The organism is Aquaspirillum soli, from assembly GCF_054781915.1.
In genome coordinates, this window is record NZ_BAAGTM010000007.1 from 18,745 (window position 1) to 42,229 (window position 23,485).

The window sequence follows — 23,485 nt, forward strand, 5'->3', positions numbered from 1 at the left end:
ACATGGATACCCCTGTGCTTGATTCCGTCTCAACATCGGCCGCAACAGAATTGCCTGCCGATGCCTTGGAGATGCTACGCAACAATGCCAACGAAGCGGCGTGCTTGTTAAAAGGTTTAGCCAACCGTGACCGTTTGATGTTGTTGTGCCAATTGGTGACCGGTGAAAAAACCGTCAGTGAATTAGAGCGTTTAACGGGGATTCGCCAACCCAGTTTGTCGCAACAGCTCGGCGTGTTGCGTAACGAAGGTTTGGTACACACCCGCCGCGATGGCAAATGGATTTACTACCGCTTGGAAAGTGAAAAAGTCCAAGCGATTTTACAAACCCTGTATCAAATTTATTGTGGAGGCGAACACCCATGATTGCATGGTCATCGTTTACTCCGCTATCGGCCTTGGCTGGTGGCGTACTGATTGGCGTGGCAGCGGCGCTGTTATTGGCGTTCAATGGTCGTATTGCGGGGATCAGTGGCATGCTCGGTGGCCTGTTGGAAGGTGCCGAGGGCAAGGGTGAACGATTGGCCTTTATTGCAGGCATTGTGGGTGCGCCCCTGTTGTGGTGGGTGGTGCAAGGCGAGTTTCCGCACAGCGAGGTTACCCATAACACCGTGTTATTGGTGCTCGCGGGTGTGGCAGTAGGGCTCGGTACGCGCTATGCCTCGGGGTGTACCAGTGGTCATGGCGTGTGTGGTTTATCGCGTCTCTCGTTGCGTTCACTGGTCGCCACACTGAGTTTTATGTTCACCGGCTTTGCCACCGTATATGTCGTGCGTCACCTCTTGGGGTTGGTATGAAACTGCTGACAGCTTTGTTATCTGGCGTGGTGTTTGGTCTCGGTTTAATTGTGGCTGGCATGGCCAATCCAGCAAAAGTGTTGGGGTTTTTGGATGTGGCTGGTACATGGGACCCCAGCCTTGCTTTAGTGATGGCAGGCGCCATTGCAGTTGGTTTGGTCAGTTTTCGTTTGTTACAACACCGCAAAACCAGCTTGTTGCAATGCCCCATGCAGCTACCCACGGCAACACAACTCACGCCACGTTTAATTGGCGGCAGTCTGTTGTTTGGCATTGGCTGGGGATTGGCCGGCATTTGTCCGGGGCCTAGCTTAGTGTTATTGGGCACTGGCGCATGGCAAGGTGTGGTCTTCGTGGCTGCGATGGTGACCGGCATGTTGGCTTTTGCCGTTATCGAGCGGATGCGGACAGCTTAATGTGTTTGCCGACTTGGTTACGCCACTATCAATCCACTTGGTGGGTGGGAGACCTTAGCGCGGGGGTGGTGGTTGCCTTGTTGCTGGTGCCGCAGGGGTTGGCGTATGCAATGTTGGCCGGTTTACCACCGGCAACGGGTTTATACGCCAGCGTGATTCCCTTGGTTGCCTATGCTTTACTCGGTAGCAGTCGGCAACAATCGGTTGGCCCGATGGCGGTGACCGCTTTGATGACTGGGGCGGCGATTGCGCCCTTTGCCCATGCGGGCAGTGTGCAAGCGGTGCATTATGCGTTGGCGTTAGCGTTGTTATCTGGGCTGTTTTTGCTGGGATTTGCTGTCTTAAAAATGGGCTGGCTGGCGCATTACCTCAGCCAACCCGTCATTACCGGTTTTACCGCCGGTTCGGTAGTGTTGATTATTTTATCGCAATTGCCGCCGCTGTTTGGTGTGGACAGTGGTGGACGTTCTTTTTTAGTACAAGTCCCACATCTGATCCACGCACTACCACACACCCACGGCCCCACGCTGTGGCTATCGGTCGCCAGTTTGCTATTTCTTTGGTGGTCGCGTGGTTTTCTCAGCGCCAGCTTACAACGACTCGGTATGGCGGCTTTTTGGGCCAACCTTGCCACCCGCCTTGCCCCTGCGGTTTGGGTGGTATTGGCATTGGCGGCAACGGCGTATTGGCGTTTAGATTGGCGTTGGGGCTGGCATACAATTGGTGTTGTTCCCAGTGGATTACCTACTTGGTCATGGCCAGATTTAACTTGGCGGGAATGGCAAACCATGTTTGTTCCTGCGTTGTTATTGGGCCTGATGAATTTTGTGCAAAGTATTTCGGTGGCACAGTCGTTGGCATTACGGCGTGGAGAACGGATTGAGGCCAACTGTGAATTGGCTGGCTTGGGCTTGGCCAATGTTGCCGCAGGGCTCAGCAGCGGAATGCCCGTCACCGGTGGTTTATCACGTTCAGCGGTGAATGCTGCTGCTGGCGCCAACACGCAAATGTCGTCAGTGATCACCGCGTTGTTGCTGCTGCCGGTGTTGTTATTTGCCAGTGATGTGCTGCAATTTCTACCGCAAGCGGTGTTAGCTGCCACGATTGTGATAGCGGTATCGAGTATGTTTGGTTGGTCTGAGATGCGGCAAATTTGGCGTTATGACCGTGCCGATGGTTTAGCCATGCTGTTCACGTTTTTTACGGTGGTGTTAGCCGGTGTGGCCGAGGGCATCATGGTTGGGATGGCGTGTTCCTTGGCGTTTTTGGTTTGGCGCAGTAGCCATCCTCATATCGCTGAACTGGGCCGTTTGCCCAATACTCAACACTATCGCAACGTCCTACGCTATCCAGAAGTCGAGCGTTTGCCGGGGGTGATGTTGTTGCGAGTGGATGAGAGTTTTTATTTTGCCAATGTGCAATTTATTGAAGACAACATCAACCGTCGTATACAACAACAGCCTGAGGTGAAACATTTGGTGTTGGTGCTGTCAGCCGTCAACAGCATTGATGCAAGTGCTTTTGCGTGCTTGCTGCAATGGCAACAACAGTTACAAACACAAGGCATTACCCTACACCTTGCCGAGGTCAAAGGCCCCGTCTACGACCGCCTGCAGCAAAACGACTTCCTCACCCGCTTCCAAGGTCAAATCTTCCTCAGTACGCATCAGGTGAGTGAGTTTTTTCGTATGGATTAAGCCGGTTTAAGATGGTTTTTTAGGGCAGACAACATGCCTGCCCTTTTGAGCAAAGATACGGCTTGGGGCGACGATACGGCTTCGCCCCAAGAGGCTGCAACAGAATTACATCTGCTCTGCCGATTTGTCGGTTGGTTTGGTGATGAGTTGTTTCAGTTCATCGCTCATTGGGAAGTTCAGGTTCAGGCCTTTAGGTGGGATGGGCTGTTGGAACCACTTGTTGTAAATCTTGTTGATTTCACCCGATTTGTAAGTGGCAACGATGGCATCATCCACCACTTTCTTAAAGGCAGCATCGCCCTTACGCACCATACATCCGTAGATTTCAAACGATTGTGGCTTACCGGTGACGACCCAGTCAGCAGGGTTTTTCGCCTTCGCCATTTCACCGTATAACAGTGCATCGTCCATCATAAAGGCAACAGCACGGCCCGATTCCAGCATCAAGAACGATTCACCGTGATCTTTTGCACTAATGATGTTCATGCCCATTTCTTTTTCTGCATTCATGGTTTTCAGCAACCGCTCAGAAGTGGTGCCGGCGGTGGTGACAACGTTTTTGCCCTTCAAATCAGGAAAATCTTTGATGCCAGAGGTTTTCTTGGTCAACAAACGGGTGCCGATTTCAAAAATCCCCACCGAGAAATCAACCTGTTTTTGCCGTTCTACGTTGTTGGTCGTCGAACCGCATTCGAGGTCAACGGTGCCGTTTTGCACCAGCGGAATACGGGTTTGAGAGGTGACCAGATTGTATTTGACTTTCAAGCTAGGCAGTTTCAGCTCTTTTTTCAGTGCTTCAACCACTTTCAGCTGCAAGTCGTGAGAATAGCCAATCGGTTGGGAAGGATCATTACCGAGGTATGAGAAAGGAATCGAGGCATCGCGGTGGCCCAAGACGATGGTGCCCGAGTCTTTAATTTTTTTCAGTGTACCGGTGTATTCAGCCGCTAATGCTGGCGTGGATAACAAAGCCGCTGCCACAGCAGCGCCGATCAGACGAACAGAAAAATAACGCATGGGTAAGACTCCTGACGTGAGGGAGAAGCAAAGCTTAACACGAGCTGTTTTTGCATCGTCAATTCATTTTTGATTGACCCTATGATCGCAAACGAAAGCACTGCAACATAATCCACCTGATTTGCCGCCTTTTCGCTTTCGTGTTAAAACAAAGCCCCAAAATTTTGTCAGTTTGGTTGCCACTATGAATCGTTTGCCTCGTCACGAAGAAATTCTCAAGCTTGTCCGTGCTAGTGGCTTTATGCCTATTGAAGAACTTGCCCGCCGCTTAGATGTGACGCCCCAAACCATTCGCCGTGATATCAATCAACTGTCGGAAGAAAATCTACTGCGGCGTTTTCATGGTGGGGCGGCATTAGGGCCAAGCGTGGAAAATGAAGAATACGCCACCCGCAAAGTCAAAAACCAAAACGAAAAGACCCGCATTGCTGAATTATTAGCAGAACATATCCCCGATGATGCCTCTTTATTCATGAACATTGGCACGACCATCGAAGCGGTAGCGAAAGCCTTAATTGTGCGGCATCAACATCTGCGGGTGATTACCAATAATATCCATGTTGCATCTATCCTGACACGGCGGCCTGATTTTGAGGTGATCATCACCGGCGGCGTGGTGCGCCCGAAAGATGGCGGCATTACGGGGGTGGCAACCTTGGACATGATTGAACAGTTCAAGGTGGACTATGCAATTGTGGGGGCTTCAGGCATCGACAGCGATGGCACCTTGCTCGACTATGACTATCGTGAAGTGCGGGCGGCGAAAGCCATGATGAAAAATGCCCGCCAAAAATGGTTGGTGGCAGACTCCAGTAAATTTGGTCGCAATGCCATGATGAAGCTCTGTCATATCGGTGAACTTAATGCCCTGTTTACCGATGACTACCCGCCTCCTGAGCTGTTACCGATGTTGCAAGAACATAATGTACGGGTCTATGTGCCGGGGCAAACACTGGAAACCCTCGACGACGAGGATTAAACTGAGTCGTTTTTGGGTGGCTTATGTCCTCTCGTCTTGCTCATGTTCATCCTTTCCATGTGATGGCGATTTTAGCGCGCGCGCAACAACTGACCGCCGCAGGCCATGACGTGATTCATATGGAAGTCGGCGAACCCGACTTCCCAACCCCAGCTCCGATTATTGAAGCGGGCCGCCAAGCCCTCGCTGACGGTAAAACCTTCTATACCCCTGCATTGGGTATTCCTGCGCTACGAGAAGCGATTGCAGCGTTTTATCAGCAACGCTACGGTGTGACCGTATCACCACGGCGCATTGCGGTAACCACCGGCGCGTCAGGTGCTTTATTGCTAACGCTGTCGGCCTTATTAGCAGCCGGCGACAGTGTCTTGCTACCGGACCCCACTTATCCGTGTAATCGTCATTTGGTCAGCCTACTCGATGCCGAGCCGCGTTCAGTCGCCGTCGGCCCAGAGACACAATACCAACTCAATGCGGCACATATCGCAGCACATTGGCAAGCCAATACCGTGGCGGCGATGATTGCCTCACCAGCCAACCCAACGGGGACGTTGATTTGTCCTACCGAACTGGCCGCCTTATATGCGGCAGTGAAAGCGCAGGGTGGGCAATTGATTGTGGATGAGATTTACCACGGTCTGACCTATGGGGTGGATGCCACAACCGCCCTAGCGTGTGCTGATGATATTTGGGTGATTAACAGCTTCTCGAAATATTTCCAAATGACGGGCTGGCGTTTGGGGTGGTTGGTCATTCCAGAAGCGTATATTGATGCCGTAGAACGGGTGGCACAAAATGTATTTTTATCTGCCCCGACCCCTGCACAATATGCAGCGTTGGCAGCTTTTACACCACAAACCATTGCCCTGCTTGAAGAACGGCGCCAAGTCTTCCATCAACGCCGTGATGTGTTGTTGGCAGCCTTTTCCGACATTGGCTTCCGCTTTCCGACTCAGCCACAAGGAGCATTTTATGCCTATGCCGATGTGTCTGATTTGTGTGACAACAGTGCCACGCTGGCGGCTGACTTGTTAGAACACACTCACGTTGCCCTCACACCGGGTAAGGATTTTGGCCAGAACGGTGCCACACAACATATCCGCTTGGCTTATACCTGCGATGAGGCGCGTATTCGCCAAGCCGCAGCGCGTATTGGCGAATATTTGCAACGGCAGCGTTAAGCAAAGGTTTCTGCGTCGACAAACCGCCCTGCCGCAGCATCTTTTGCAGAAAGCTGCGGCACAATTTCACTCGGCAACTGCCAATCAATCGCCAAATCAGGGTCATTCCAAATAATCGAGCGTTCGTGTTCCGGCGCCCAATAGTCGGTGGTTTTGTAGAGAAACTCGGCATAGTCCGACAACACCACAAAACCGTGAGCAAACCCCTCGGGAATCCATAATTGGTGTTTGTTCTCTGCCGATAAACGAACGGCAACCGATTGGCCAAACGTGGGCGAGCTGCGGCGTAAATCAACCGCAACGTCGATGACCTCGCCGACTGTCACCCGCACCAATTTGCCTTGTGCTTGTTGAATTTGATAGTGCAAACCACGCAACACCCCACGCGCCGACCGCGAATGGTTATCTTGCACAAAGTCAGCTTGCACCCCTGTCAATTCTGTAAAGCGACGGGCATTAAAGCTCTCAAAGAAAAAACCTCGGCTATCGCCGAACACCGTTGGCTCTAATAGTTTGACTTCGGGAATCGCGGTATCAAGACACTTCACTTTAAAGCCTTTTCCATCATTAAATAGGGCTGCCCACCAAGGCGAGCGGTTTTAAATCCTGCGGCACGATATAAAGCCCGCGCCCGTCGGTTATCGGGACGAACTTCTAAAATCAGTTTTGAAGCACCACAAGCGCGTCCCGCCTCGGCCACAGCCTCTAGCAAACGCCGCCCAATACCCTTGCCGCGCCAATCGGGAAGCACCGATAAATCGTGCACATTGACGGTTGGCGCACCGGCAAAGCTAGAAAAACCAAGAAAACATAACGCAGCCCCAACAACATCATCTTGTTGACAAGCCAACAGGGTAAAGGTCGAGGGATGTTGGCGAAGCGCAGGAATCAACTGCTGTCGTGCGTGTTCAGACAACCCCTTGCCCCCACCCATTGGGTCTTGGGCATAGGCCTCGGTCAAGGCAAGAATTGCCTCTGCATCCCGTGGGTTGTCTAAATCTGCCACACGAATCACGGTGGACTCGGACATCAGTTCACCAAATCGATTTCGTTTTCGATCAGTTGAGCGAAGGTTTCACGTTGTCGAATCAAACGCATTTCTTCTCCGTGAACTAACACTTCGGCTGCCCGTGGGCGGGTGTTGTAGTTCGAGCTCATGGTAAAACCATACGCTCCTGCCGACATCACCGCCAATAAATCGCCGGCTTGCACTGCCAATTCACGGTTTTTGCCAAGAAAATCGCCCGACTCACACACCGGCCCCACCACATCGGCCAACTGCGGCGTTTGTTCATGACGAGGGGTCACCGGCTGAATGTCATGCCACGCATCATATAAAGCAGGCCGTGCCAAATCGTTCATCGCAGCATCGACAATCACAAAGGTTTTGCCGTCGCCTTGTTTGATAAATTCCACTTCTGTTAACAACACGCCAGCATTGCCAACGAGCGAACGACCGGGTTCCATCAATAGCTGTAACGAACGGCCAGCCAAACGCGAAGCCACCGCTTGGGCATAGGCGTGTAGATCAGGCGGCGTTTCCTCGCGGTAGCGAATCCCAACGCCACCACCGATATCAACATGGTGCAGCACAATGCCTTCGGCGGCTAATTGATCGACCAAGGCAAGTAAACGGTCGAGGGCATCTAACAGTGGCGACAATTCGGTCAGTTGTGAGCCAATATGGCAATCAATCCCGACCACATCTAAATGAGACAGGCTGGCGGCATGGCGATAGCAGGGCAAGGCTTCTTCCCAGCGGATGCCAAATTTATTGTCTTTTAAGCCGGTGGAAATATAAGGATGCGTTTTGGCATCCACATTTGGATTCACGCGCAGGCTAATAGGCGCACGGACGTTTAATGAAGCTGCTACAGCGTTGAGGCGATCTAATTCTGTCGGTGATTCCACATTAAAGCAGAAAATCCCCGCCTCTAATGCACAGCGCATTTCAGCTTCAGTTTTGCCCACGCCAGAAAACACGATTTTTTTCGGATCTCCCCCAATGGCCAACACCCGTTCTAGCTCGCCGCCAGACACAATATCAAAACCGGCACCTAAACGAGCAAAGTGTCGCAGCAGGGATAAGTTAGAATTCGCCTTGATGGCATAGCAAATCAGCGGATTGAGCGCGGCAAAGGCCTGTTGATAGCTTGAGAAAGCCTCAGTGAGGGCGGCACTGGAATAGACATAACAAGGTGTGCCAAATTCTGCCGCCACACGCGTCAGGGGGAGTTGTTCGACGGTCAACACACCGTCGCGATAATCAATAGCAGACACGGATATTTCCTGAGCAAAACTAGGGTTGTGAAGAGGTGGCCGCTGTTGGCGAGGTTGACGCCTTGGGCAAAAACAGCGGCCCTTTATAACCACAGGCTGTCAGTAAACTGACAAGCACCAAACAAGCAAGCAGTGGGCGCATGGTAGAACCGAGCAAAATCGCGATAGTATCACCAAATTGGCCAAGGCTTTGGCTGTGACAATGAGAAAAACGATGACTGAAAGTGAATTTTTAGACCGTGCTGAACAGATTTTTCAGCACATTCAAAATGTATTGGACCACGCCGAAAGTGATATTGAGGTGACCAACAAAGGGGCTGTTTTAGAGTTGGAATTTGACGATGGCAGTCAAATCATCCTCAACCGCCACGCACCCAATCAAGAGTTGTGGATTGCAGCGCGCAGCGGTGGTTTTCACTTTCACTGGCACAATGAAGCTTGGTGTGACACCCGCGATGGCATGGCGTTTTATCACCGCCTGAGCGGGTTAATCGAAGCCGCTTGCGGCGAAACTGTGTCGTTCTAGTGGCGTGGTTAGATCTGTGGCTGCAACAATGGGGGTTATGGGGGCTGACATTTTCGGCCTTTGTCTCGGCCACGGTATTACCGGGTAACTCCGAGCTGTTTTTACTGTGGTATGTAAAACAGCTGCCAACTCAGTGGGGCATCGCTGTGGTGTGCGCCAGCATCGGCAACAGCCTAGGTGGTTTAACCAATGTGGTGTTGGGCCGTTGTTTGCCGTCACGACAACCCCTACAGCCTCGCGCACAAGCTTGGTTGCAACGTTATGGTGCGGCTGCGTTGTTACTGTCGTGGCTACCGCTGGTAGGCGATGCCTTATGTGTGGCGGCGGGGTGGTTGCGCCTACCGTGGTGGTCGGTGGTCTTTTTTTTATGTGTGGGTAAAACGCTACGCTACCTTGTGTTGGCGTTGCCCTTTGTGCTGTTGTAGCCGAAAAACACTCGGTTTATTTTGGGATCAGGCATGTCTCAAGCGACTCATGGTCATGTAGCGCGTAAGCGTTTTGGCCAAAATTTTTTGAATAACCCACAAGTGATTGACGACATCGTCAATGCAGTCAACCCACAGGCAGATTCAGTGGTGGTGGAAATTGGCCCCGGCTTGGGGGCGTTAACCGAACCCCTGTTGCAACGTGTGACCCATCTGCATGTGGTCGAACTTGATCGTGATTTGATTGCACGTTTGCGGAAACGGTGGCCGGCGGAACGATTGACAGTGCATGAAGGCGATGCTTTGCGCTTTGACTTCGGCACCATCGCACCGCGTTACAAAATTGTCGGTAACCTACCGTACAACATCTCAACCCCACTGTTATTTCATTTGGCGACCTTTGCCGACCAAGTAGAAGACATGCACTTTATGTTGCAAAAGGAAGTGGTCGAGCGGATGGTGGCAGAACCGGGCTGTGCCGATTATGGCCGCTTGGGGTTGATGTTGCAGTATTACTTCTCGATGGAAAAATTGTTGGACGTGCCGCCCGGGTGTTTTAGCCCACCGCCGAAGGTTGATTCAGCAGTGGTGCGCTTAATTCCATATCAAACTTTGCCTTATCCGGCACAGGATGTCGCGGTATTAAGCCAACTGCTTACCGAGGCCTTCAGCCAGCGGCGCAAAACCATACGCAATACCCTACGTGGATGGTTTGATGAAGCAACCTTGGGCAACCAAGGGATTGATCCGAGCTGGCGGCCAGAAAACCTGACCCTAGCGCAATATGTTGCACTGGCAAACTTTGCCGTCGATCACGGCCACAAGCCGAATAAGTGAGGATTTGTATGATACGTTTTGTTGATGTGCACAAATGGTATGGCGATAAATTGCATGTGCTCAATGGCATCAATTTAGAAGTGCAACAAGGTGAAGTGGTCGTGGTGTGTGGCCCGTCGGGCTCGGGGAAATCGACCCTTATTCGATGCGTCAATCAGCTTGAACCAATCACATCTGGCGAGCTGTGGGTCAATGGTCATAATGTGCACGACCCCAAAACCAATCTCAACGCGTTGCGTGCCGAGGTCGGGTTTGTTTTTCAACACTTCAACTTATATCCGCACTTGTCAGTGATGGATAACATCACGCTTGCCCCGATTAAAGTACGCAAAACTGAGGTCAAACAAGCACAACAAGAAGCCGTGGCGTTGTTAGAAAAAGTTGGGCTGGCGCATAAAAAAGACGCTTTCCCCTCTGAATTGTCCGGTGGACAACAACAACGGGTGGCGATTGCACGCGGCTTGGCAATGAAACCGAAGGTGATGCTGTTTGATGAACCAACCTCGGCACTCGATCCGGAAATGATTGGCGAAGTGTTAAAAGTGATGAAGGATTTGGCCGAGTCGGGTATGACCATGATGTGTGTGACCCATGAAATGGGCTTTGCGCGTGAAGTGGCTGATCGGGTGATTTTTATTGATCACGGTCAGATTCTTGAACAAGGCAAACCAGAACATTTCTTCTCGGCACCACAACACGACCGTACTAAACAATTCTTGAAGCAGGTTTTATCCCCGATGCACGGGGCAGCCTAAGACCTCGGTGGCAGAGAGATCGCCAACGGCCATCTCCTGCCACACCTTCAGCTTAGTTCAGCCAAAAATCTTGCCGGTGGCAGTGTTGCTGCAAAATGCGTTGGAAATGGCCGGGGTCTTTGGCAAAGGTCAGTTCCCCGGCTTGTGGGCAGTGGAAATCTAACAAGCGCGACGTCCAAAACCGAATTGCTGCTGCACGCAACATCAACGGCCATGCCGCCACTTCAGCCGTTTGTAATGGCCGCACGGCTTGATAGGCGGTCAACATGGCACGAGCACGCTCAGCATCAATATCACCGTCTGGCAAACTACACCAATCGTTGACCGCAATAGCGAGGTCATACAACCAAGCATCATCACAGGCATAGTAAAAATCAATAAAGCCGCTGATGTGATCGCCATCGAACAACACATTATCGCGGAACAAATCGGCATGAACGACGCCACGCGGCAAGTCGGCAAACGATTGCTGTTGCTGTAAGGCCAATTCGCGTTGTAACAAGGCGACCTCATCCGCCGGCATAAACGGATACACCCGTTCTGCTGTCTGCTGCCACCAATCTAAGCCTCGAGGATTGCTCATGTGGCCGGTGAAAGTTTGTCCAGACACATGCATCTTTGCCATCGTGGTAGCGACCTGAGCACAATGTGAGGCATTCGGTGTGGTGAGATCACGGCCAGCCAAACAGGCCACCAAACAGGCCGGTTTATCACACAACAGACTGGCCAACTGTCCCTCTTGATCGGCGATAGGGGCCGCCACGGCCACGCCATGCTCGGCGAGGTGTTTCATTAAATCGAGGTAGTAGGGTAGCTCATCAAGTTGCAACACCTCGAACAAGGTCAACACATAGCGGCCTTGTTCGGTGGTGACAAAATAATTGGTGTTGGTCACGCCGGCGGCGATACCTTTGAGGTCAATTAAGGCGCCAAGGGAATAGCGAGAGAGCCAAGCGACAAGCGCTTCGGGGGTAACAGTGGTATAGACAGACATGAATACACTCAAAAACGGATGAGAACCCAACGCGGAATCACCATTCGATCGCCGCGATGATCAAAACGCTTCATTTGGCCACTGCCATCTTCATCGTAGAGGTAGTAAGGTTCGCCAATCGGTGGCGTGACCTTGACCAGATACAGTTGGCCATTGACGCGATATTCCTCAACGGTACCCGATTCGTTCTTGGTAATACGCACTTCGGGTTCAACGCCAACACCATCATCGATCAGATGCGTTGGGGGCGGGGGAACATCGGCTTTCGCTCTCGCCTCTGGTTGAACAGCCCAAGCGGACAACGGCAGGCATAACAATAAAGACAATAGCAGGCGACGCATTGGCCTCTCCTCGGGTAATGTCGGTTTACCATCACCGATAGAAGGATGATGGCAGTTTCCTGTGAATGGGAAATGTGGCAAACGCCTCAAAAAATGACAGGTTGCACCCTGCTATTGTACCGCTTGCAGCGCATGCCGTCTTAATCGACGACGACTTGATTGCGGCCTTGTGTTTTAGCGTGATACAACGCGACGTCGGCACGGGCTAACAAGGTGTCTGCCAGTTCGCCAAGGTGATAGCAGGTGACACCAAAGCTAGCGGTCTGTTGTTGTACCACTGGGAACAGATGCGCTGCCAGATGTTGGCGCAGTGACTCGGCTAATTTGGCCGCGCCAGCACAGGGGGTTTCTGGGCAAATAATTAAAAACTCTTCACCGCCCCAACGCCCCACTACATCAATTTCACGGCAATATTGTTGCAATAGCCGCGCAGCGGTGATGAGCACTTGATCGCCTACCTGATGGCCGTGGGTGTCGTTAACGTGTTTGAAGTGGTCAAGATCAACCAAAATTACACTGAATACATGACCAAAACGGCTACTGCGTTGGATCTCTTGGGCCAAGACTTCGTCTAGGCGCAAACGGTTTACCAATCCCGTGAGTTTGTCTGTGATGGAGAGCGTGGCCAGTTTTTGGTTGAGTTGCTGTAGCTGTTGGTTAAGACGGCGCAACTTGCGATTCCACCACAAAATCAGCATCAACACCGCCACACTGACAGCAATGATTTTGGCCATCAACCAATAATCGAATGGCTGTTCAATCTTGATTGAAACATGCTGGTTCACAATGGCCTCGCGCTCTTGCGGGGTAATCGTCAGCACGCCCTTATTCAGCATATCGCGCAAAATTGGCTCATCTTTTAACACCCCAATTCGCAGCTGATTGGTATAGCTTGGGATTTGGCCAGCAATTTTCAGATTAAACCAGCCATTTTTTTTGATCTCATACGCTGCCACAATCAACGACCGTACCGTCATGTCCGCTTGTCGGTTCGAAACCAAATTCATCGACTCGGCCTCGCTTTTGGTGGCAATCAATCGCAGATAGGGGAAATCATTTTTCATTCTTTCGCCCACCATCGTCTGCGCGGGCAAGGCAACTGTTTTATCTCTTGCCCATGCTAAATCACCAATGAAAGGGTGTTCTTCGCGGGTGATAATGACATTTTGATCGTAAAACACCGGCTCGGTGAAAATCAGCCACTTTTCACGAGCAGGGGTTTGGTTAAGAAAACTCATGATCTGGCAGTGGCCACTTTTTGAAGCCGCAAGGCTTTCTTCCCAGTGTTGTACTGGGTAGAGCTCAATTTTAATCCCTACCCGCTTAGCAACCAGTTGCAATAAGTCGGCGCCAATGCCCTCATGCTGCCCTTGTTCGTTAATGCGCTCGAACGGTGCCCAATCTGGATCAACACAGGCTTTAATGACAGGATGTTGCGCGAGATAGCGTTGTTCTTCTGCCGAGAGAGGAACGCTATGCTCTGCCACCACAGGCTGGCTTAACACGACTCCCAACAGCAAGATGAAACGAAAACTAGCAATCTTCATCATCAATACGCTCATCCGCCATTCGACCAATGGCATGACTCCAAGCGAGTGCCTCTGCTTGTGCTTGTGCAACGCGAGTGAGCTGGAAGCCATACTTTTGTAATACTGGGAAGCTAATCCCTAAACGATCATGGCGTTCTTGTTCAATCACCTCGGCAATTTCCAAAAATGGGTAGAGCGGGCCGCTTTGATTGAGTAAGGCTTGGCGAATGCTAGGGGAAAGATAAGGCATGGCCGCTAGAATTTGTGCCATCGGTGCAGTGAAAAGCGTCGAGGCCATCGACAATAAACCACATAAAAAAGCTTCTTCGCTCAGTTTTGGCTGGCTTTGAGAGGCCAACAATTCCATCAAGCGCGCCCGTGCCGCCACAGTACGAAATAACGGACTGCCAACTGCCATGTTTTCTTGTTCTAAGTACAACAACAGCTGTAACCAGCGTCGCAGTTGATGTCGGCCCAGTGCCGTGATGGCATGGCGAACAGAACGAATTGGGTGGCTGAATCCTGCGGCAACGGAGTTGGTCATTCGCAATAAATTCATTGCCAAACTGGGTACTTCTTTGAACACGCGTTCTAGCGCACTGGTTTCTGCTTCCACCGCCAATAAAGACAACAGCTCTAACACTCGTAGCCGCGACACATCAAGCCGCTGTGCCCGCAACACTTCTGGGCGCGAGAAAAAATACCCTTGAAATAAGGTAAACCCAAGTTCTAAACACGCTTGTGCTTGTTGCCGTGTTTCAACACGCTCGGCCAATCGCTTGGCACGGTAGGGGGCGATATGGCTCAACAAAGCAGGCAGCTGTGCCTCAACCTCAGGCAGCAAGGGAATTTTAATAATATCGACGATTTTCAGCAGCGGAATCCACTTTGGATCGAATTCACAGAAATCATCTAATGCCAGCGTGAAGCCTGCCGCCTGTACCGCACGGCAGCGTTGAATAAATTCTGGTGTTGGTTCGACATGCTCCAAAATTTCTAATACCACTTTATCTTTTGGCAATAACTCGACCATCTCGCTATTGAGAAAGGCGGCATTGACATTGATAAAGCCGCGATATTCACCCAACACATTACACATCAGGGTTTGACCAAAAGCAGCCGAGATAACCTGTGCCGTGGCTTTACAGTCATCATCAATCACTGCCCGATTCTGCCCCCCATCGCGAAATAAAAGCTCATACCCCACCAAATCAAATTGGTGATTCAAGATGGGCTGTCGGCCGACAAAGACTGGGGTGGAGGGAGAATCAGACATAGCAAAAGTGGCTTAAAACAAAATTGCAGCAAATCATACGCAAGAGCTTGCCTCTTGGCATGATTCTCTTGCAACAAAGCGTTTTTTTATGGTTCAGTGTCGAGGGGTGGCACATCGTTTGGCTGGTGTTGTGCCAAATACTGCATCTGTTTACACATCCCGCGCAAAATATCGACTTCTTCACGTTGCAGTCGGGCACGATCAAAAAGTGTGGACAGACGGCGCATTAAACGATCGCTATTGCGACGACGGAAAAAACCGATGTCTTCTAAACTGGTGGCCAGATGTCGGTAGAAACCTTGCACTTCCTCTCGCGTGGCTAAGTCGATATTTGGCCGTAGGTGGTCGAGGTTGTCGTTATATTGTTGAAACACCTCATAACACATCACTTGCACTGCTTGTGCCAAATTGAGCGAAAAATAGGCTGGGTTTCCCGGGATAGTGACCAATAAATTACAGCGTTCCACTTCCTCAATCGACAAGCCAAAAGTCTCATTGCCAAACACCAAAGCCACTTCTTGCCCACTGCGCGCCAAGGCCAATAAATCAGCCACAGCGATACGGGGTGGGTGAAGGTCGGCGGCGAGTTCGCGGCGGCGGCTGGTCAACGCTGCTGCCACTGTCACATCCTGTAATGCCTCATCTAAACTGTGGCATACCGTTGCCTGTTGCAGCACATCAACGGCACCGCTGGCTAAGGTGTCGGCTTGAGGATCAGGAAAGTGTTTTGGCTCGACGAGATAGAGTCGGCTGAGTCCCATCGTTTTCATAGCACGGGCAGCAGAGCCAATATTGCCCGGATGGGACGGTCGCGATAGCACAATGCGGATGCGTTGCAAGACATCAAATGATGTGTGATCAAGCACTTGGGACTTATCCATTCTCAGAATGTCGGGTAAAATGTCGCATTATCCAGAAAACCCGAAACTTGTTCGGGTTTTTTCGCTCATTGACATCCACGAATCACGAGAGATTGCCCATGCATCCCATGCTCACCACGGCTATTAAAGCCGCCCGGCGCGCCGCCAACCTTATTCAGCGCGCTTCACATAATCTGGACCTCATTCGCCCCGACCAAAAAGGGCCCAATGATTATGTGAGTGAGGTGGATCGTGCTGCAGAGGCCGCCATTATCGAAGTGATTCGCGAGGCCTACCCTCAACATGCTTTCTTGGGCGAAGAATCCGGTGCTCAGCGTTTAGGTGAGTCTGAGTATGAATGGATTATCGACCCGCTCGATGGCACTACCAACTATCTACACGGCTATCCCCAATACGCGATTTCGATTGCCTTAGTGCATCGTGGCCAAATCACCCAAGCCGTGGTGTACGACCCAAACCGCAACGATCTGTTTACTGCCAGCAAGGGCTCGGGCGCGTTCCTCAATGATCGCCGTATTCGTGCTGCTCGTCGTATTCAGCTGGCCGAAGCGCTGTTAGTGACGGGTTTCCCTTACTCTAATTTGCAGCACTTAGACCTGTACTTGGCGACTTTGGGCGATATGATTCGTAAGAGTTCGGGCGTGCGTCGTGAAGGCGCGGCGGCGTTAGATTTATGCTATGTCGCCTGTGGTCGTGCCGATGGTTTTTGGGAGTTTGGCTTAAAGCCGTGGGATATCGCTGCGGGTAGTTTGATTGCTCAAGAAGCCGGCGCAATTGTGACCGATGTGTTTGGTGAAGAAAACTGGTTAAACAGTGGTGATATTGTTGCCGCCAGTCCAAAAATCTTAAATCAGATGTTACAAACCTTAGCACCACATCTCGTACACTATCGCTAGACAAATGGGCGCTAGACGACAAGCGGCTGACACGCTATCATCTCGCCCTTACTCTTTGCACCCGTAGCTCAGCTGGATAGAGTACTGCCCTCCGAAGGCAGGGGTCGGACGTTCGAATCGTCTCGGGTGCGCCAGCATACAAAAAATAGGCACTGTTCGCAGTGCCTATTTTTTTATCCCACGCTCTGTAAACCAACTTACGTTGGCTGTCATGGTCAAGTTTATTGATTTATTGATATTCTGGAATTAGACAAAGCCGACCGCCTCCAACTTGCGCCCACTGCGTTAAAGAATTGGGTCGATCTGTTTGAACACTGGCAGGAGCAACACATCATGGCACAGCTGACACACACACCGGTAATGACTGTCTTGCAATCCCTAGAGCAAATGAGCCAGACCAAAGAAGAACGGTTACGGGCATTGGCACGTGAACGGGCGGTGTGGGATTACAACACTGACATCATCACTGCGCGGGAAGAGGGTTTAGAAGAAGGTATGCAAAAAGGTCTTCAACAAGGCATGCAGAAAGGTCTGGAAAAAGGCATACAGGCCATGCAAACCCTTCTCCGAACATTGATTGAGGCGCGGTTCGGTCAGCCATTGCCGGATTGGGTGTTGTCGCGGTTACGGGCGGCGACGCCGGAGCAGTTGCAGCAGTGGGGAGTGTCGTTAACACAAGCACAGCGGTTAGAGGATATTTTCGAGGTTTAACCAGCGCCGTCACCATATTTAGGGACAGGTCTCTGTGTCTGCCCTGTGATAGTCAAGTTTTTCGCCCACCAAACCCATCACCAATCACCCCCAAAAAAAAACTGCCCCACCCAATCAAGGGCAAGGCGGTTCGGTGTTACATACGGCGGTGTTTTGCCGTTTTGCCGCTGTGGTGGGCACAGAAACGTGCCCATCCTACCGAGCTAGGCAACCAGCTTCAGCTTTGGCGGCTGGATCAGGCAGTCTGCAGGAATGCCCAGCTTCTCGTGCAGCTTCCAGATCATGTTCAGCGTCAGTGGGCGCTTGCGATTGAGGATCTCATAGACCCGATTCAGGCGACCGATCATAGGCACCAAATCTTTGGGCGTTAGCCCAGCCTGATCCATACGGAATTTGATGGCTTCGACCGGGTCGGGAAGTTCAATCGGATAGTGCTTAGCCTCGTAGACTTCAACGAGCGTCAGCAAAATTTCAAAGCGGTCACCATCAGGGGTGCCGGGGGTCGGTTCGTTGTCGAAGTAGGCCGAAACTTCGCGCAGCGCAGCTTTGTAGTCCTCTTCGGTACGGATCGGGCGAATGTCCATGTCAGACCTCCATCTCTACGGTTTCGGCGTCTATGGCATCGTACTCTTTGTGGGTGCCGATGAACTTCACATAGACCGCTTGGTAGTGGTAGGCAACTGAGACCACCAGCCGGTAGTCGTTGCCTTTGATGTTGAACACCACGCGGCGATTTTTGAGGATACTCGCACTTCGATACTGCTCTTTGATATCGGCAGGTTGCGTCCACGCGGCCTTCTTAGTCTCATCAACCCAGGACTTGAGTGGCTGCTCAGCATCTGGGTGCTGTTCCCAGAAGGCACGGAGAAATTTGACGGCAACGATGTTCATGCGGTTATTATAGTCCCATGTTGGGATATAGCAACAGCTGATCATCGTGCTCACTGTTGACTTCCTCCTCGCCCTAAAGAGCGGGGATTCCTTCTGCAAGACGGCGAGGTGTGGTGGGCAGGAAAATGTGTTCCCCACACGTGGGCAAAAAAACCGCCCCACCCAATCAAGGGCGAGGCGGTTCGGTGTTACGTACGGCGGTGTTTTGCCGTTTGCCGGTATCGGTTTTGTTGGGTTGCCAGATAGCCGGCATTCCAATGTTCATCGATTTGGTGCAGTGTTGGGTTGCAAGCAACCCTATGCCGGCTTTAATTAAAGATCGGCGCAATTTTGGCGAGTACCTCGTCAAGCACAGACTGCGGCACGCTTTCAAGTTTGCGGCCGTAGCGCGAATCAATATCGAGTGCGCGGGGTTGATCGCAGCGCACGATGCCAGTCGTTTGTGTACCCGATCCTATAAGAGAAACAGCAAAGCCCGCTGTGCGAGCAAAATTGCCGCCACTGGTAATCGGCAATACGACGGGCGTTCGTGTTAGCCGGTTAAACGCTGTCGGTGATACCACCAGCACAGGGCGAGTACCCTGTTGCTCGTGACCTGATGTCGGATCAAGTGAAACGAGATAAATATCACCTCGCTCCATCACAACAGCTCGCCACCAACCGCAGGTGCCTCAAGCCATTCACGATCTTCCGCCGAGATCTCAGCATTGGGATCACACTGAGCAAGCAACTCTTCGAGCGTGTAATGTGGCCGTGGATTCGGATTAACCACCAGACAGCCATGGTCGATCGCAAGCCCTACCGTCACACCGGCGTGTAGATGCAGTTGGTCAAGAAAAGCAGGGGGCACGGCCAACATGACCGAACCGCCAACCTTACGTAAACTTGTCGTGTGCATGAACCGCTCCTATCCATTAAGTTATATTAAAGTATAACTTAATCTTGCCTTTGTCTCCAACTTCTCGCTGCTTCACCGAGGCTGCGCTTGTTTTTCTACCAGACTATAATCATCACATCCCAACACCGGAGACATCAGCATGCCGACGATTAGCATGTTCTATGGAATTCTTGTTGCTATCATGTTTGAAGATAATGATCGACATCACCTACCACATTTCCACGTCCGCTACCAAAACTTTAAGGCATCGATTGCAATTGAAGATGGATCTGTCTTAGCCGGTAATTTTCCACCAAAACAACTAAAACTCGTACAAGCATGGGTTGAAATCCATCGTGATGAGTTATTCGCCGATTGGGAATTAGCCACTAATGGTGAAGAACTTTTCCGTATTCCACCGTTACAGTAAGGATTTGATATGGATGAACTAATTGACGTTGTCAAAGTGACAGCAATGCCAGGTTATCTACTGCAATTAGAGTTCGAAAATGGAGAGCATCGACTATTCGATATGTCTTCTATTATTGATAAAAAACCCTTTATCCGATTAAAAGAAAACAATACTTTCTTTGCTGCTCATATCGATTATGGCACTGTCGTCTGGCCAGGTGAAATCGACATCGCACCGGAAACACTCTATGACAAGTCAACTTTGATGACATCGAAAGCAGTATAATCCATATAAATTCTTTAGCATGGACAGTGGCAAGCCTCTATGCCTGCCCTGTGATGGTCAAGTTTTTCGCCCACCAAACCCATCACCAATCACGCCCAAAAAAAACCGCCCCACCCAATTCAGGGCGAGGCGGTTCGGTGTTACGTACGGCGGTGTTTTGCCGTTTACCGATTTGGTGGGCACAGAGATGTGCTCGGGCTAGCGGCGAATCCACCTTACGCGGGTTATGTCAAACGACCTAAATCAGAAAAATTAGAGATTCTGACCATACCATCTGGAAAACGCGCAACAACTTCAAGCTCTCCACCCATTGCTTGTATATGGCTACGGAGCGTAGAAATATACATATCCGTACGTTTCTCCAGCTTAGCGATTGAGGGCTGCTGGACATTTAGCACTTCAGCTAGCATTTTTTGCGAGAGGCCTCGGGCCTGACGTAATTCGTTAAGAGGCATTTCATTCAACATTGCTTGTGCTTTGGCCTCTGCACGAGAACGTGATTCGGGTGACATTTTCGCACGTAGATCAGCAAATTTTTTAGCCATTGATCAGCCCTTCCTTTCGAAGTTGCTCTAAATGCTCGGTATAGAGTCGGTCTGCAATGGGAATATGGAGTTCATACCACCGGTTATTCCCAGTTTTATCTCCACCAATTAATAAAATTGCACTCCGACGTGGATCAAACGCATAGAGCGTGCGATAAGGGCGACCTTCATGTTGTGTCCTTAACTCACGCATATGGTTATACATCGATCCATTGATTCCGCTGCTATGAGGAAAACCCAAATTTGGTCCACGTTCCTCAAGTAAATGCACTGAGGCAGCTAGTGATTCCTGTTCGGGTTCAGAGAGCGTATCCCACCATTGACCGAATTCATCGGTGTATTCGATATCCCAGTTCATACAAATGAATATACCTTTGATCGAACATTCCTTCAAGGGAATGTTTGATTAGTAAAATAAGGTAAATAAGGAACGAGAATTTGTTGGATAGTTGAATAAATACAATTTGTTAGAGATATGTAGGGGCAAGCCCCCGTGCCTGTGATGGTCAAGTTTTTCGCCCACCAAACCCATCACCAATCACACCCCCGAAAAAAAACCGCCCCACCCAATCAAGGGCGAGGCGGTTCGTATTACGTACGGCGGTGTTTTGCCGTTTGCCGGTGTCGGTTTTGTTGGGTTGCCGAATAGCCGGTATTCCAACGTTCACCGATGAGATGGCACAGAGACGTGTCCACTACATCAGACTACCTACCGGCCTTATGCAGATTTGCGTAAGCGCTGAAGAATCCGGCTCACAGCCTCAACCAAGGTCAGTTGCACCACAGTGCCTGATCCAAGGTGTGCAAACTCTGGACAGGATTTCACTTCAGCCAGATGCGTCAGGCACATCTCGGGGCCTAGTTTAAAAAAGGTGTCCACCGTCTTGCCTTCCTTGCTGTCGGGAGGATGCCCAAAAGGTTTGAAATAGGCGGCAGGGGTGTTCGCTCTCACTTCTTTAGCGTATTGCTGATGCACCCATTGAGCAAATGCAACGTCCTCGGGTTGAGTCTCTCCAAGGCGTTCTGCGTAAGGGCGGAGATTAATGCAGCAACTTAATTGCTCATTGTCCTTGAACTTGAAGGACAGCCGGACGGGCGTATCTCGTACAGCGGCTTCAATGACCCACGGATCTGCGTAGTAGCCGCTCCCATGACCCAGCCACAATAGTTGGTTGGGTGATAACGGTAGCGCGCCGGTCAGGCCCAGCACAAAGGAACGATATTGGGAATCGGTGATATTGATTGGCATGGTGTTTCCTTGGTTTATTCAGATCAAAGAGAAAACCCTACCCACAGGGCAGGGTTTCCTGAAAAGACCGTATCAGGCGATCTGCAATGCTTTCAAAATCGGCAGCCGTTTCTCAGCAAATTCATTGGCTTGACGAGTCAGTTCGGCAAGGTTTTCTTCGGCAGTCGGTAGGAGTTGGCCGTCCTTGATCAGTGACTCGCCTTGCGCAGAGAGAAGCTGCCAAACTAACTGTGCCCAAGTGGTGGGGGTTTTGTGGCCTTGCTGACGAATGAGTAAAAAGAGTTGTTCGAAGCGGTTAACCGTAATTCCACCACCGGTGACTGGGCTGGCTAGGTAGGCAATATCGTTGCGGCTGCGGGCGAGCAACAGTAGACGGGAATTAAGCGCATCGCAGGTTTTACGGGCTTTGCGGATGGTGTCTTCGTCCTGAATGACGACAAGATGGCCCGCTCCGCTAAGCAGCAGCACTGCTTCTGCCAGCTGGAACATGTGGATGCCCCGATCTGATAAAGCCTGTTCAAGCTGATTGAGTGTCTTGGGTTTATGATCGGCCAGTTGGTCGAGGATCGGAGCATATATGCTTTCGTTCATTACAGCTTCGCCTAAGGCACCGATTACCTTGAGCGATATTTGGTCTCGTGGGGTAGTCAGTAGCACACGCACGGCACACAGCGCTTCAGCCTGTTCAAGCTTGTTCATTTGACGTGCTCCCTTAACCCAATAATCCTTGCGGAATTGCTGGTTGACCATAAAGTCGCGCACGCTCTGGCGGAACATTGGGTCGGGGATGTCCTTGAGCAGGGCATATTGTTCTGTAGAAAGGTTAATTGCTTCGACATGGTCAAGGTAATTGGCCGAACAGGCAAACTGCAGCTTGGCTGGCTCTAGCCACTCAGCCATCGTTGCAAAGTGCATCGGATGCCAGTCACGATTGAAGTATTCATGTGCTAGATAGTGGCGGTTTTGGCCCTTCAAGGTATTCAGACGACCAGCGACCAGCGGATTGGCACGGGCGAAGGCAGGATTGGTTTTCATGAGTTGGTCAGCAAAGTCGATGGCGCCATCGATTCGGCTGACAATCCCTCGGCCTTCGGCTCCAAGGATTTCAGCGTGTTGTGTCATTAAGTGACGCATCGGCGCGAAGCTGGCCCAGCCGGGTAACGTGTTATAGCTAATGTAAAGTACACCACCGACTTTCAACTTACGGCGGATAAAATCGACCATGACAGTACGGTTTTCGTCAGAGATCCAGCTCCAGATACCGTGGACGCCAATATAGTCAAACTCGGGGAGGTCTGGGCGCTGGGCAAAATCGGCAAACGCATCGTCGAGTAATTGGGCGCCGCTGCCGGAGGCCTTGGCCAACTCTTGGGCAAAAGCGGCTTGGCTGGGGTTGAAGTCTGTGCCGTGCCATTGGGTGATCGATGCCGCAGCGTGGATGTTGGCGCTCAAACCTTGGCCGAAGCCGAGTTCGCAGGCGGTACCAAATTCAGGCAGGGCCAAACCGGCGTTGAGAAACGCCATCTTGACGCGCAGCGGGTTCAGTTCGGTGTAGTAGCCGTAGGTGTAGCCAATATCGGCCACATAGCCGGCGGTCCAGTCTGTCATGATAGGTTTTTCCTTAAAAAAAACCGCCTCACCCAATTCAGGGTGAAGCGGTTCGGTGTTACGTACGGCGATGTTCTGCCG

General features: G+C 51.2%; 32 protein-coding genes and 1 tRNA gene. 15 read left to right on the forward strand and 18 right to left on the reverse strand.

All coding sequences use genetic code 11. The features are described from left to right. Window positions 1–2: 2 nt before the first annotated feature. The 4 genes from ACYVJG_RS08010 to ACYVJG_RS08025 are packed head-to-tail and all read left to right on the forward strand — an operon-like array spanning window position 3 to window position 2,909. On the forward strand, window positions 3–365 hold the full coding sequence (locus ACYVJG_RS08010; RefSeq protein WP_460430593.1) for a metalloregulator ArsR/SmtB family transcription factor: 363 nt from the start codon (window positions 3–5) through the stop codon (window positions 363–365). Next, on the forward strand, window positions 362–796 hold the full coding sequence (locus ACYVJG_RS08015; RefSeq protein WP_460430594.1) for a YeeE/YedE family protein: 435 nt from the start codon (window positions 362–364) through the stop codon (window positions 794–796). Before ACYVJG_RS08010 ends, ACYVJG_RS08015 begins: the two co-directional genes overlap by 4 nt. After that, window positions 793–1,212 carry a DUF6691 family protein gene (locus tag ACYVJG_RS08020; RefSeq protein WP_460430595.1) on the forward strand — a complete coding sequence of 140 codons (420 nt, stop codon included), beginning with the start codon at window positions 793–795 and terminating at the stop codon, window positions 1,210–1,212. The genes ACYVJG_RS08015 and ACYVJG_RS08020 overlap by 4 nt, the downstream gene beginning before the upstream one ends. Continuing rightward, window positions 1,212–2,909 (forward strand): SulP family inorganic anion transporter, encoded by a 1,698-nt coding sequence (locus ACYVJG_RS08025; RefSeq protein WP_460430596.1) that lies wholly within the window; start codon window positions 1,212–1,214, stop codon window positions 2,907–2,909. Before ACYVJG_RS08020 ends, ACYVJG_RS08025 begins: the two co-directional genes overlap by 1 nt. A 105-nt stretch (window positions 2,910–3,014) precedes the next feature. On the opposite strand, the gene ACYVJG_RS08030 is transcribed toward ACYVJG_RS08025, so the two are convergent. Further along, complete coding sequence (locus ACYVJG_RS08030; protein WP_460430597.1) at window positions 3,015–3,926, reverse strand: glutamate/aspartate ABC transporter substrate-binding protein; 912 nt, start codon at window positions 3,924–3,926, stop codon at window positions 3,015–3,017. Window positions 3,927–4,110: 184 nt separating this feature from the next. Here ACYVJG_RS08030 and ACYVJG_RS08035 point away from each other — a divergent pair, with 184 nt between their 5' ends. Together ACYVJG_RS08035 and ACYVJG_RS08040 are read left to right on the forward strand one after the other, a co-directional pair. Further along, window positions 4,111–4,905, forward strand: coding sequence for a DeoR/GlpR family DNA-binding transcription regulator (locus tag ACYVJG_RS08035; protein WP_022654687.1), 795 nt, complete (start codon window positions 4,111–4,113; stop codon window positions 4,903–4,905). Window positions 4,906–4,928: 23 nt separating this feature from the next. Next, window positions 4,929–6,086: a pyridoxal phosphate-dependent aminotransferase gene (locus ACYVJG_RS08040; protein ID WP_460430598.1), complete on the forward strand. Its 1,158-nt coding sequence runs from the start codon at window positions 4,929–4,931 to the stop codon at window positions 6,084–6,086. Here ACYVJG_RS08040 and rfbC read toward each other — a convergent pair. The 4 genes from rfbC to lptM are packed head-to-tail and all read right to left on the reverse strand — an operon-like array spanning window position 6,083 to window position 8,508. After that, complete coding sequence (gene rfbC, locus ACYVJG_RS08045; protein ID WP_460430599.1) at window positions 6,083–6,634, reverse strand: dTDP-4-dehydrorhamnose 3,5-epimerase; 552 nt, start codon at window positions 6,632–6,634, stop codon at window positions 6,083–6,085. The two genes, ACYVJG_RS08040 and rfbC, sit on opposite strands and share 4 nt — an antisense overlap. Next, complete coding sequence (locus ACYVJG_RS08050; protein ID WP_460430600.1) at window positions 6,631–7,116, reverse strand: GNAT family N-acetyltransferase; 486 nt, start codon at window positions 7,114–7,116, stop codon at window positions 6,631–6,633. Before ACYVJG_RS08050 ends, rfbC begins: the two co-directional genes overlap by 4 nt. Further along, window positions 7,116–8,366: a diaminopimelate decarboxylase gene (lysA, locus tag ACYVJG_RS08055; protein WP_460430601.1), complete on the reverse strand. Its 1,251-nt coding sequence runs from the start codon at window positions 8,364–8,366 to the stop codon at window positions 7,116–7,118. The genes ACYVJG_RS08050 and lysA overlap by 1 nt, the downstream gene beginning before the upstream one ends. 19 nt (window positions 8,367–8,385) lie before the next feature. Then, on the reverse strand, window positions 8,386–8,508 hold the full coding sequence (lptM, locus tag ACYVJG_RS08060; RefSeq protein ID WP_460430602.1) for an LPS translocon maturation chaperone LptM: 123 nt from the start codon (window positions 8,506–8,508) through the stop codon (window positions 8,386–8,388). Between the two features lie 72 nt (window positions 8,509–8,580). On the opposite strand from lptM, the gene cyaY reads away from it, so the two are divergent. From cyaY to ACYVJG_RS08080, 4 genes are read left to right on the forward strand one after another with little or no spacing between them, the layout of a single operon-like run. Further along, window positions 8,581–8,892 carry an iron donor protein CyaY gene (cyaY, locus tag ACYVJG_RS08065; RefSeq protein ID WP_460430603.1) on the forward strand — a complete coding sequence of 104 codons (312 nt, stop codon included), beginning with the start codon at window positions 8,581–8,583 and terminating at the stop codon, window positions 8,890–8,892. Continuing rightward, complete coding sequence (locus tag ACYVJG_RS08070; protein WP_460430604.1) at window positions 8,892–9,317, forward strand: YqaA family protein; 426 nt, start codon at window positions 8,892–8,894, stop codon at window positions 9,315–9,317. Before cyaY ends, ACYVJG_RS08070 begins: the two co-directional genes overlap by 1 nt. A 33-nt stretch (window positions 9,318–9,350) precedes the next feature. Further along, on the forward strand, window positions 9,351–10,154 hold the full coding sequence (gene rsmA / locus ACYVJG_RS08075) for a 16S rRNA (adenine(1518)-N(6)/adenine(1519)-N(6))-dimethyltransferase RsmA (RefSeq protein ID WP_460430605.1): 804 nt from the start codon (window positions 9,351–9,353) through the stop codon (window positions 10,152–10,154). A gap of 8 nt (window positions 10,155–10,162) precedes the next feature. Then, a complete protein-coding gene (locus ACYVJG_RS08080) occupies window positions 10,163–10,909 on the forward strand; it encodes an amino acid ABC transporter ATP-binding protein (RefSeq protein WP_460430606.1) in 747 nt (248 codons plus the stop codon). 52 nt (window positions 10,910–10,961) lie between these two features. Here the strand turns inward: ACYVJG_RS08080 and ACYVJG_RS08085 are convergent, their stop codons facing one another. The 5 genes from ACYVJG_RS08085 to ACYVJG_RS08105 all read right to left on the reverse strand — a co-directional run bounded on the left by ACYVJG_RS08085 (window position 10,962) and on the right by ACYVJG_RS08105 (window position 15,930). Next, window positions 10,962–11,903, reverse strand: a complete 942-nt coding sequence (locus ACYVJG_RS08085; RefSeq protein WP_460430607.1) for a homoserine kinase — start codon at window positions 11,901–11,903, stop codon at window positions 10,962–10,964. Between the two features lie 8 nt (window positions 11,904–11,911). Then, window positions 11,912–12,244, reverse strand: a complete 333-nt coding sequence (locus ACYVJG_RS08090) for a DUF2782 domain-containing protein (RefSeq protein WP_460430608.1) — start codon at window positions 12,242–12,244, stop codon at window positions 11,912–11,914. Between the two features lie 140 nt (window positions 12,245–12,384). Then, on the reverse strand, window positions 12,385–13,794 hold the full coding sequence (locus tag ACYVJG_RS08095; RefSeq protein ID WP_460430609.1) for a diguanylate cyclase: 1,410 nt from the start codon (window positions 13,792–13,794) through the stop codon (window positions 12,385–12,387). Then, window positions 13,778–15,049, reverse strand: coding sequence for an EAL and HDOD domain-containing protein (locus tag ACYVJG_RS08100; protein ID WP_460430610.1), 1,272 nt, complete (start codon window positions 15,047–15,049; stop codon window positions 13,778–13,780). The genes ACYVJG_RS08095 and ACYVJG_RS08100 overlap by 17 nt, the downstream gene beginning before the upstream one ends. An 86-nt stretch (window positions 15,050–15,135) precedes the next feature. Next, window positions 15,136–15,930 carry an RNA methyltransferase gene (locus tag ACYVJG_RS08105; RefSeq protein WP_460430611.1) on the reverse strand — a complete coding sequence of 265 codons (795 nt, stop codon included), beginning with the start codon at window positions 15,928–15,930 and terminating at the stop codon, window positions 15,136–15,138. Between the two features lie 98 nt (window positions 15,931–16,028). Here ACYVJG_RS08105 and ACYVJG_RS08110 point away from each other — a divergent pair, with 98 nt between their 5' ends. The 3 genes from ACYVJG_RS08110 (at window position 16,029) to ACYVJG_RS08120 (ending at window position 17,537) form a co-directional block, all read left to right on the forward strand. Further along, complete coding sequence (locus ACYVJG_RS08110) at window positions 16,029–16,826, forward strand: inositol monophosphatase family protein (protein ID WP_460430612.1); 798 nt, start codon at window positions 16,029–16,031, stop codon at window positions 16,824–16,826. Window positions 16,827–16,883: 57 nt separating this feature from the next. Beyond that, window positions 16,884–16,960 (forward strand) — tRNA-Arg (locus ACYVJG_RS08115). 199 nt (window positions 16,961–17,159) lie between these two features. Further along, window positions 17,160–17,537 carry a hypothetical protein gene (locus ACYVJG_RS08120; RefSeq protein WP_460430613.1) on the forward strand — a complete coding sequence of 126 codons (378 nt, stop codon included), beginning with the start codon at window positions 17,160–17,162 and terminating at the stop codon, window positions 17,535–17,537. A 203-nt stretch (window positions 17,538–17,740) separates the two neighbouring features. Here the strand turns inward: ACYVJG_RS08120 and ACYVJG_RS08125 are convergent, their stop codons facing one another. From ACYVJG_RS08125 to ACYVJG_RS08140, 4 genes are all read right to left on the reverse strand, one after another. After that, window positions 17,741–18,121 carry a helix-turn-helix domain-containing protein gene (locus ACYVJG_RS08125; RefSeq protein ID WP_460430614.1) on the reverse strand — a complete coding sequence of 127 codons (381 nt, stop codon included), beginning with the start codon at window positions 18,119–18,121 and terminating at the stop codon, window positions 17,741–17,743. 1 nt (window position 18,122) lies between these two features. Then, entirely contained in the window at window positions 18,123–18,473 is a 351-nt protein-coding gene (locus ACYVJG_RS08130) for a type II toxin-antitoxin system HigB family toxin (RefSeq protein WP_460430679.1), read from the reverse strand. Window positions 18,474–18,736: 263 nt separating this feature from the next. Continuing rightward, window positions 18,737–19,069 (reverse strand): type II toxin-antitoxin system PemK/MazF family toxin, encoded by a 333-nt coding sequence (locus ACYVJG_RS08135; protein WP_460430615.1) that lies wholly within the window; start codon window positions 19,067–19,069, stop codon window positions 18,737–18,739. After that, entirely contained in the window at window positions 19,069–19,326 is a 258-nt protein-coding gene (locus ACYVJG_RS08140; RefSeq protein WP_022654548.1) for an AbrB/MazE/SpoVT family DNA-binding domain-containing protein, read from the reverse strand. Before ACYVJG_RS08140 ends, ACYVJG_RS08135 begins: the two co-directional genes overlap by 1 nt. Before the next feature lie 139 nt (window positions 19,327–19,465). On the opposite strand from ACYVJG_RS08140, the gene ACYVJG_RS08145 reads away from it, so the two are divergent. Both ACYVJG_RS08145 and ACYVJG_RS08150 read left to right on the forward strand, forming a co-directional pair. Further along, a complete protein-coding gene (locus ACYVJG_RS08145) occupies window positions 19,466–19,735 on the forward strand; it encodes a DUF4160 domain-containing protein (protein WP_460430616.1) in 270 nt (89 codons plus the stop codon). A gap of 9 nt (window positions 19,736–19,744) precedes the next feature. Further along, window positions 19,745–20,002, forward strand: coding sequence for a DUF2442 domain-containing protein (locus ACYVJG_RS08150; RefSeq protein WP_460430617.1), 258 nt, complete (start codon window positions 19,745–19,747; stop codon window positions 20,000–20,002). A 224-nt stretch (window positions 20,003–20,226) separates the two neighbouring features. Here the strand turns inward: ACYVJG_RS08150 and ACYVJG_RS08155 are convergent, their stop codons facing one another. The 4 genes from ACYVJG_RS08155 to ACYVJG_RS08170 form a co-directional block, all read right to left on the reverse strand. Beyond that, window positions 20,227–20,547, reverse strand: a complete 321-nt coding sequence (locus ACYVJG_RS08155; protein WP_460430618.1) for an XRE family transcriptional regulator — start codon at window positions 20,545–20,547, stop codon at window positions 20,227–20,229. After that, window positions 20,540–20,905, reverse strand: a complete 366-nt coding sequence (locus ACYVJG_RS08160) for a type II toxin-antitoxin system RelE/ParE family toxin (protein ID WP_460430619.1) — start codon at window positions 20,903–20,905, stop codon at window positions 20,540–20,542. The genes ACYVJG_RS08155 and ACYVJG_RS08160 overlap by 8 nt, the downstream gene beginning before the upstream one ends. 360 nt (window positions 20,906–21,265) lie before the next feature. After that, window positions 21,266–21,796 carry a hypothetical protein gene (locus ACYVJG_RS08165; RefSeq protein ID WP_460430620.1) on the reverse strand — a complete coding sequence of 177 codons (531 nt, stop codon included), beginning with the start codon at window positions 21,794–21,796 and terminating at the stop codon, window positions 21,266–21,268. 72 nt (window positions 21,797–21,868) lie between these two features. Beyond that, window positions 21,869–23,404, reverse strand: a complete 1,536-nt coding sequence (locus ACYVJG_RS08170) for a methyltransferase regulatory domain-containing protein (protein WP_460430621.1) — start codon at window positions 23,402–23,404, stop codon at window positions 21,869–21,871. Window positions 23,405–23,485: the final 81 nt, after the last annotated feature.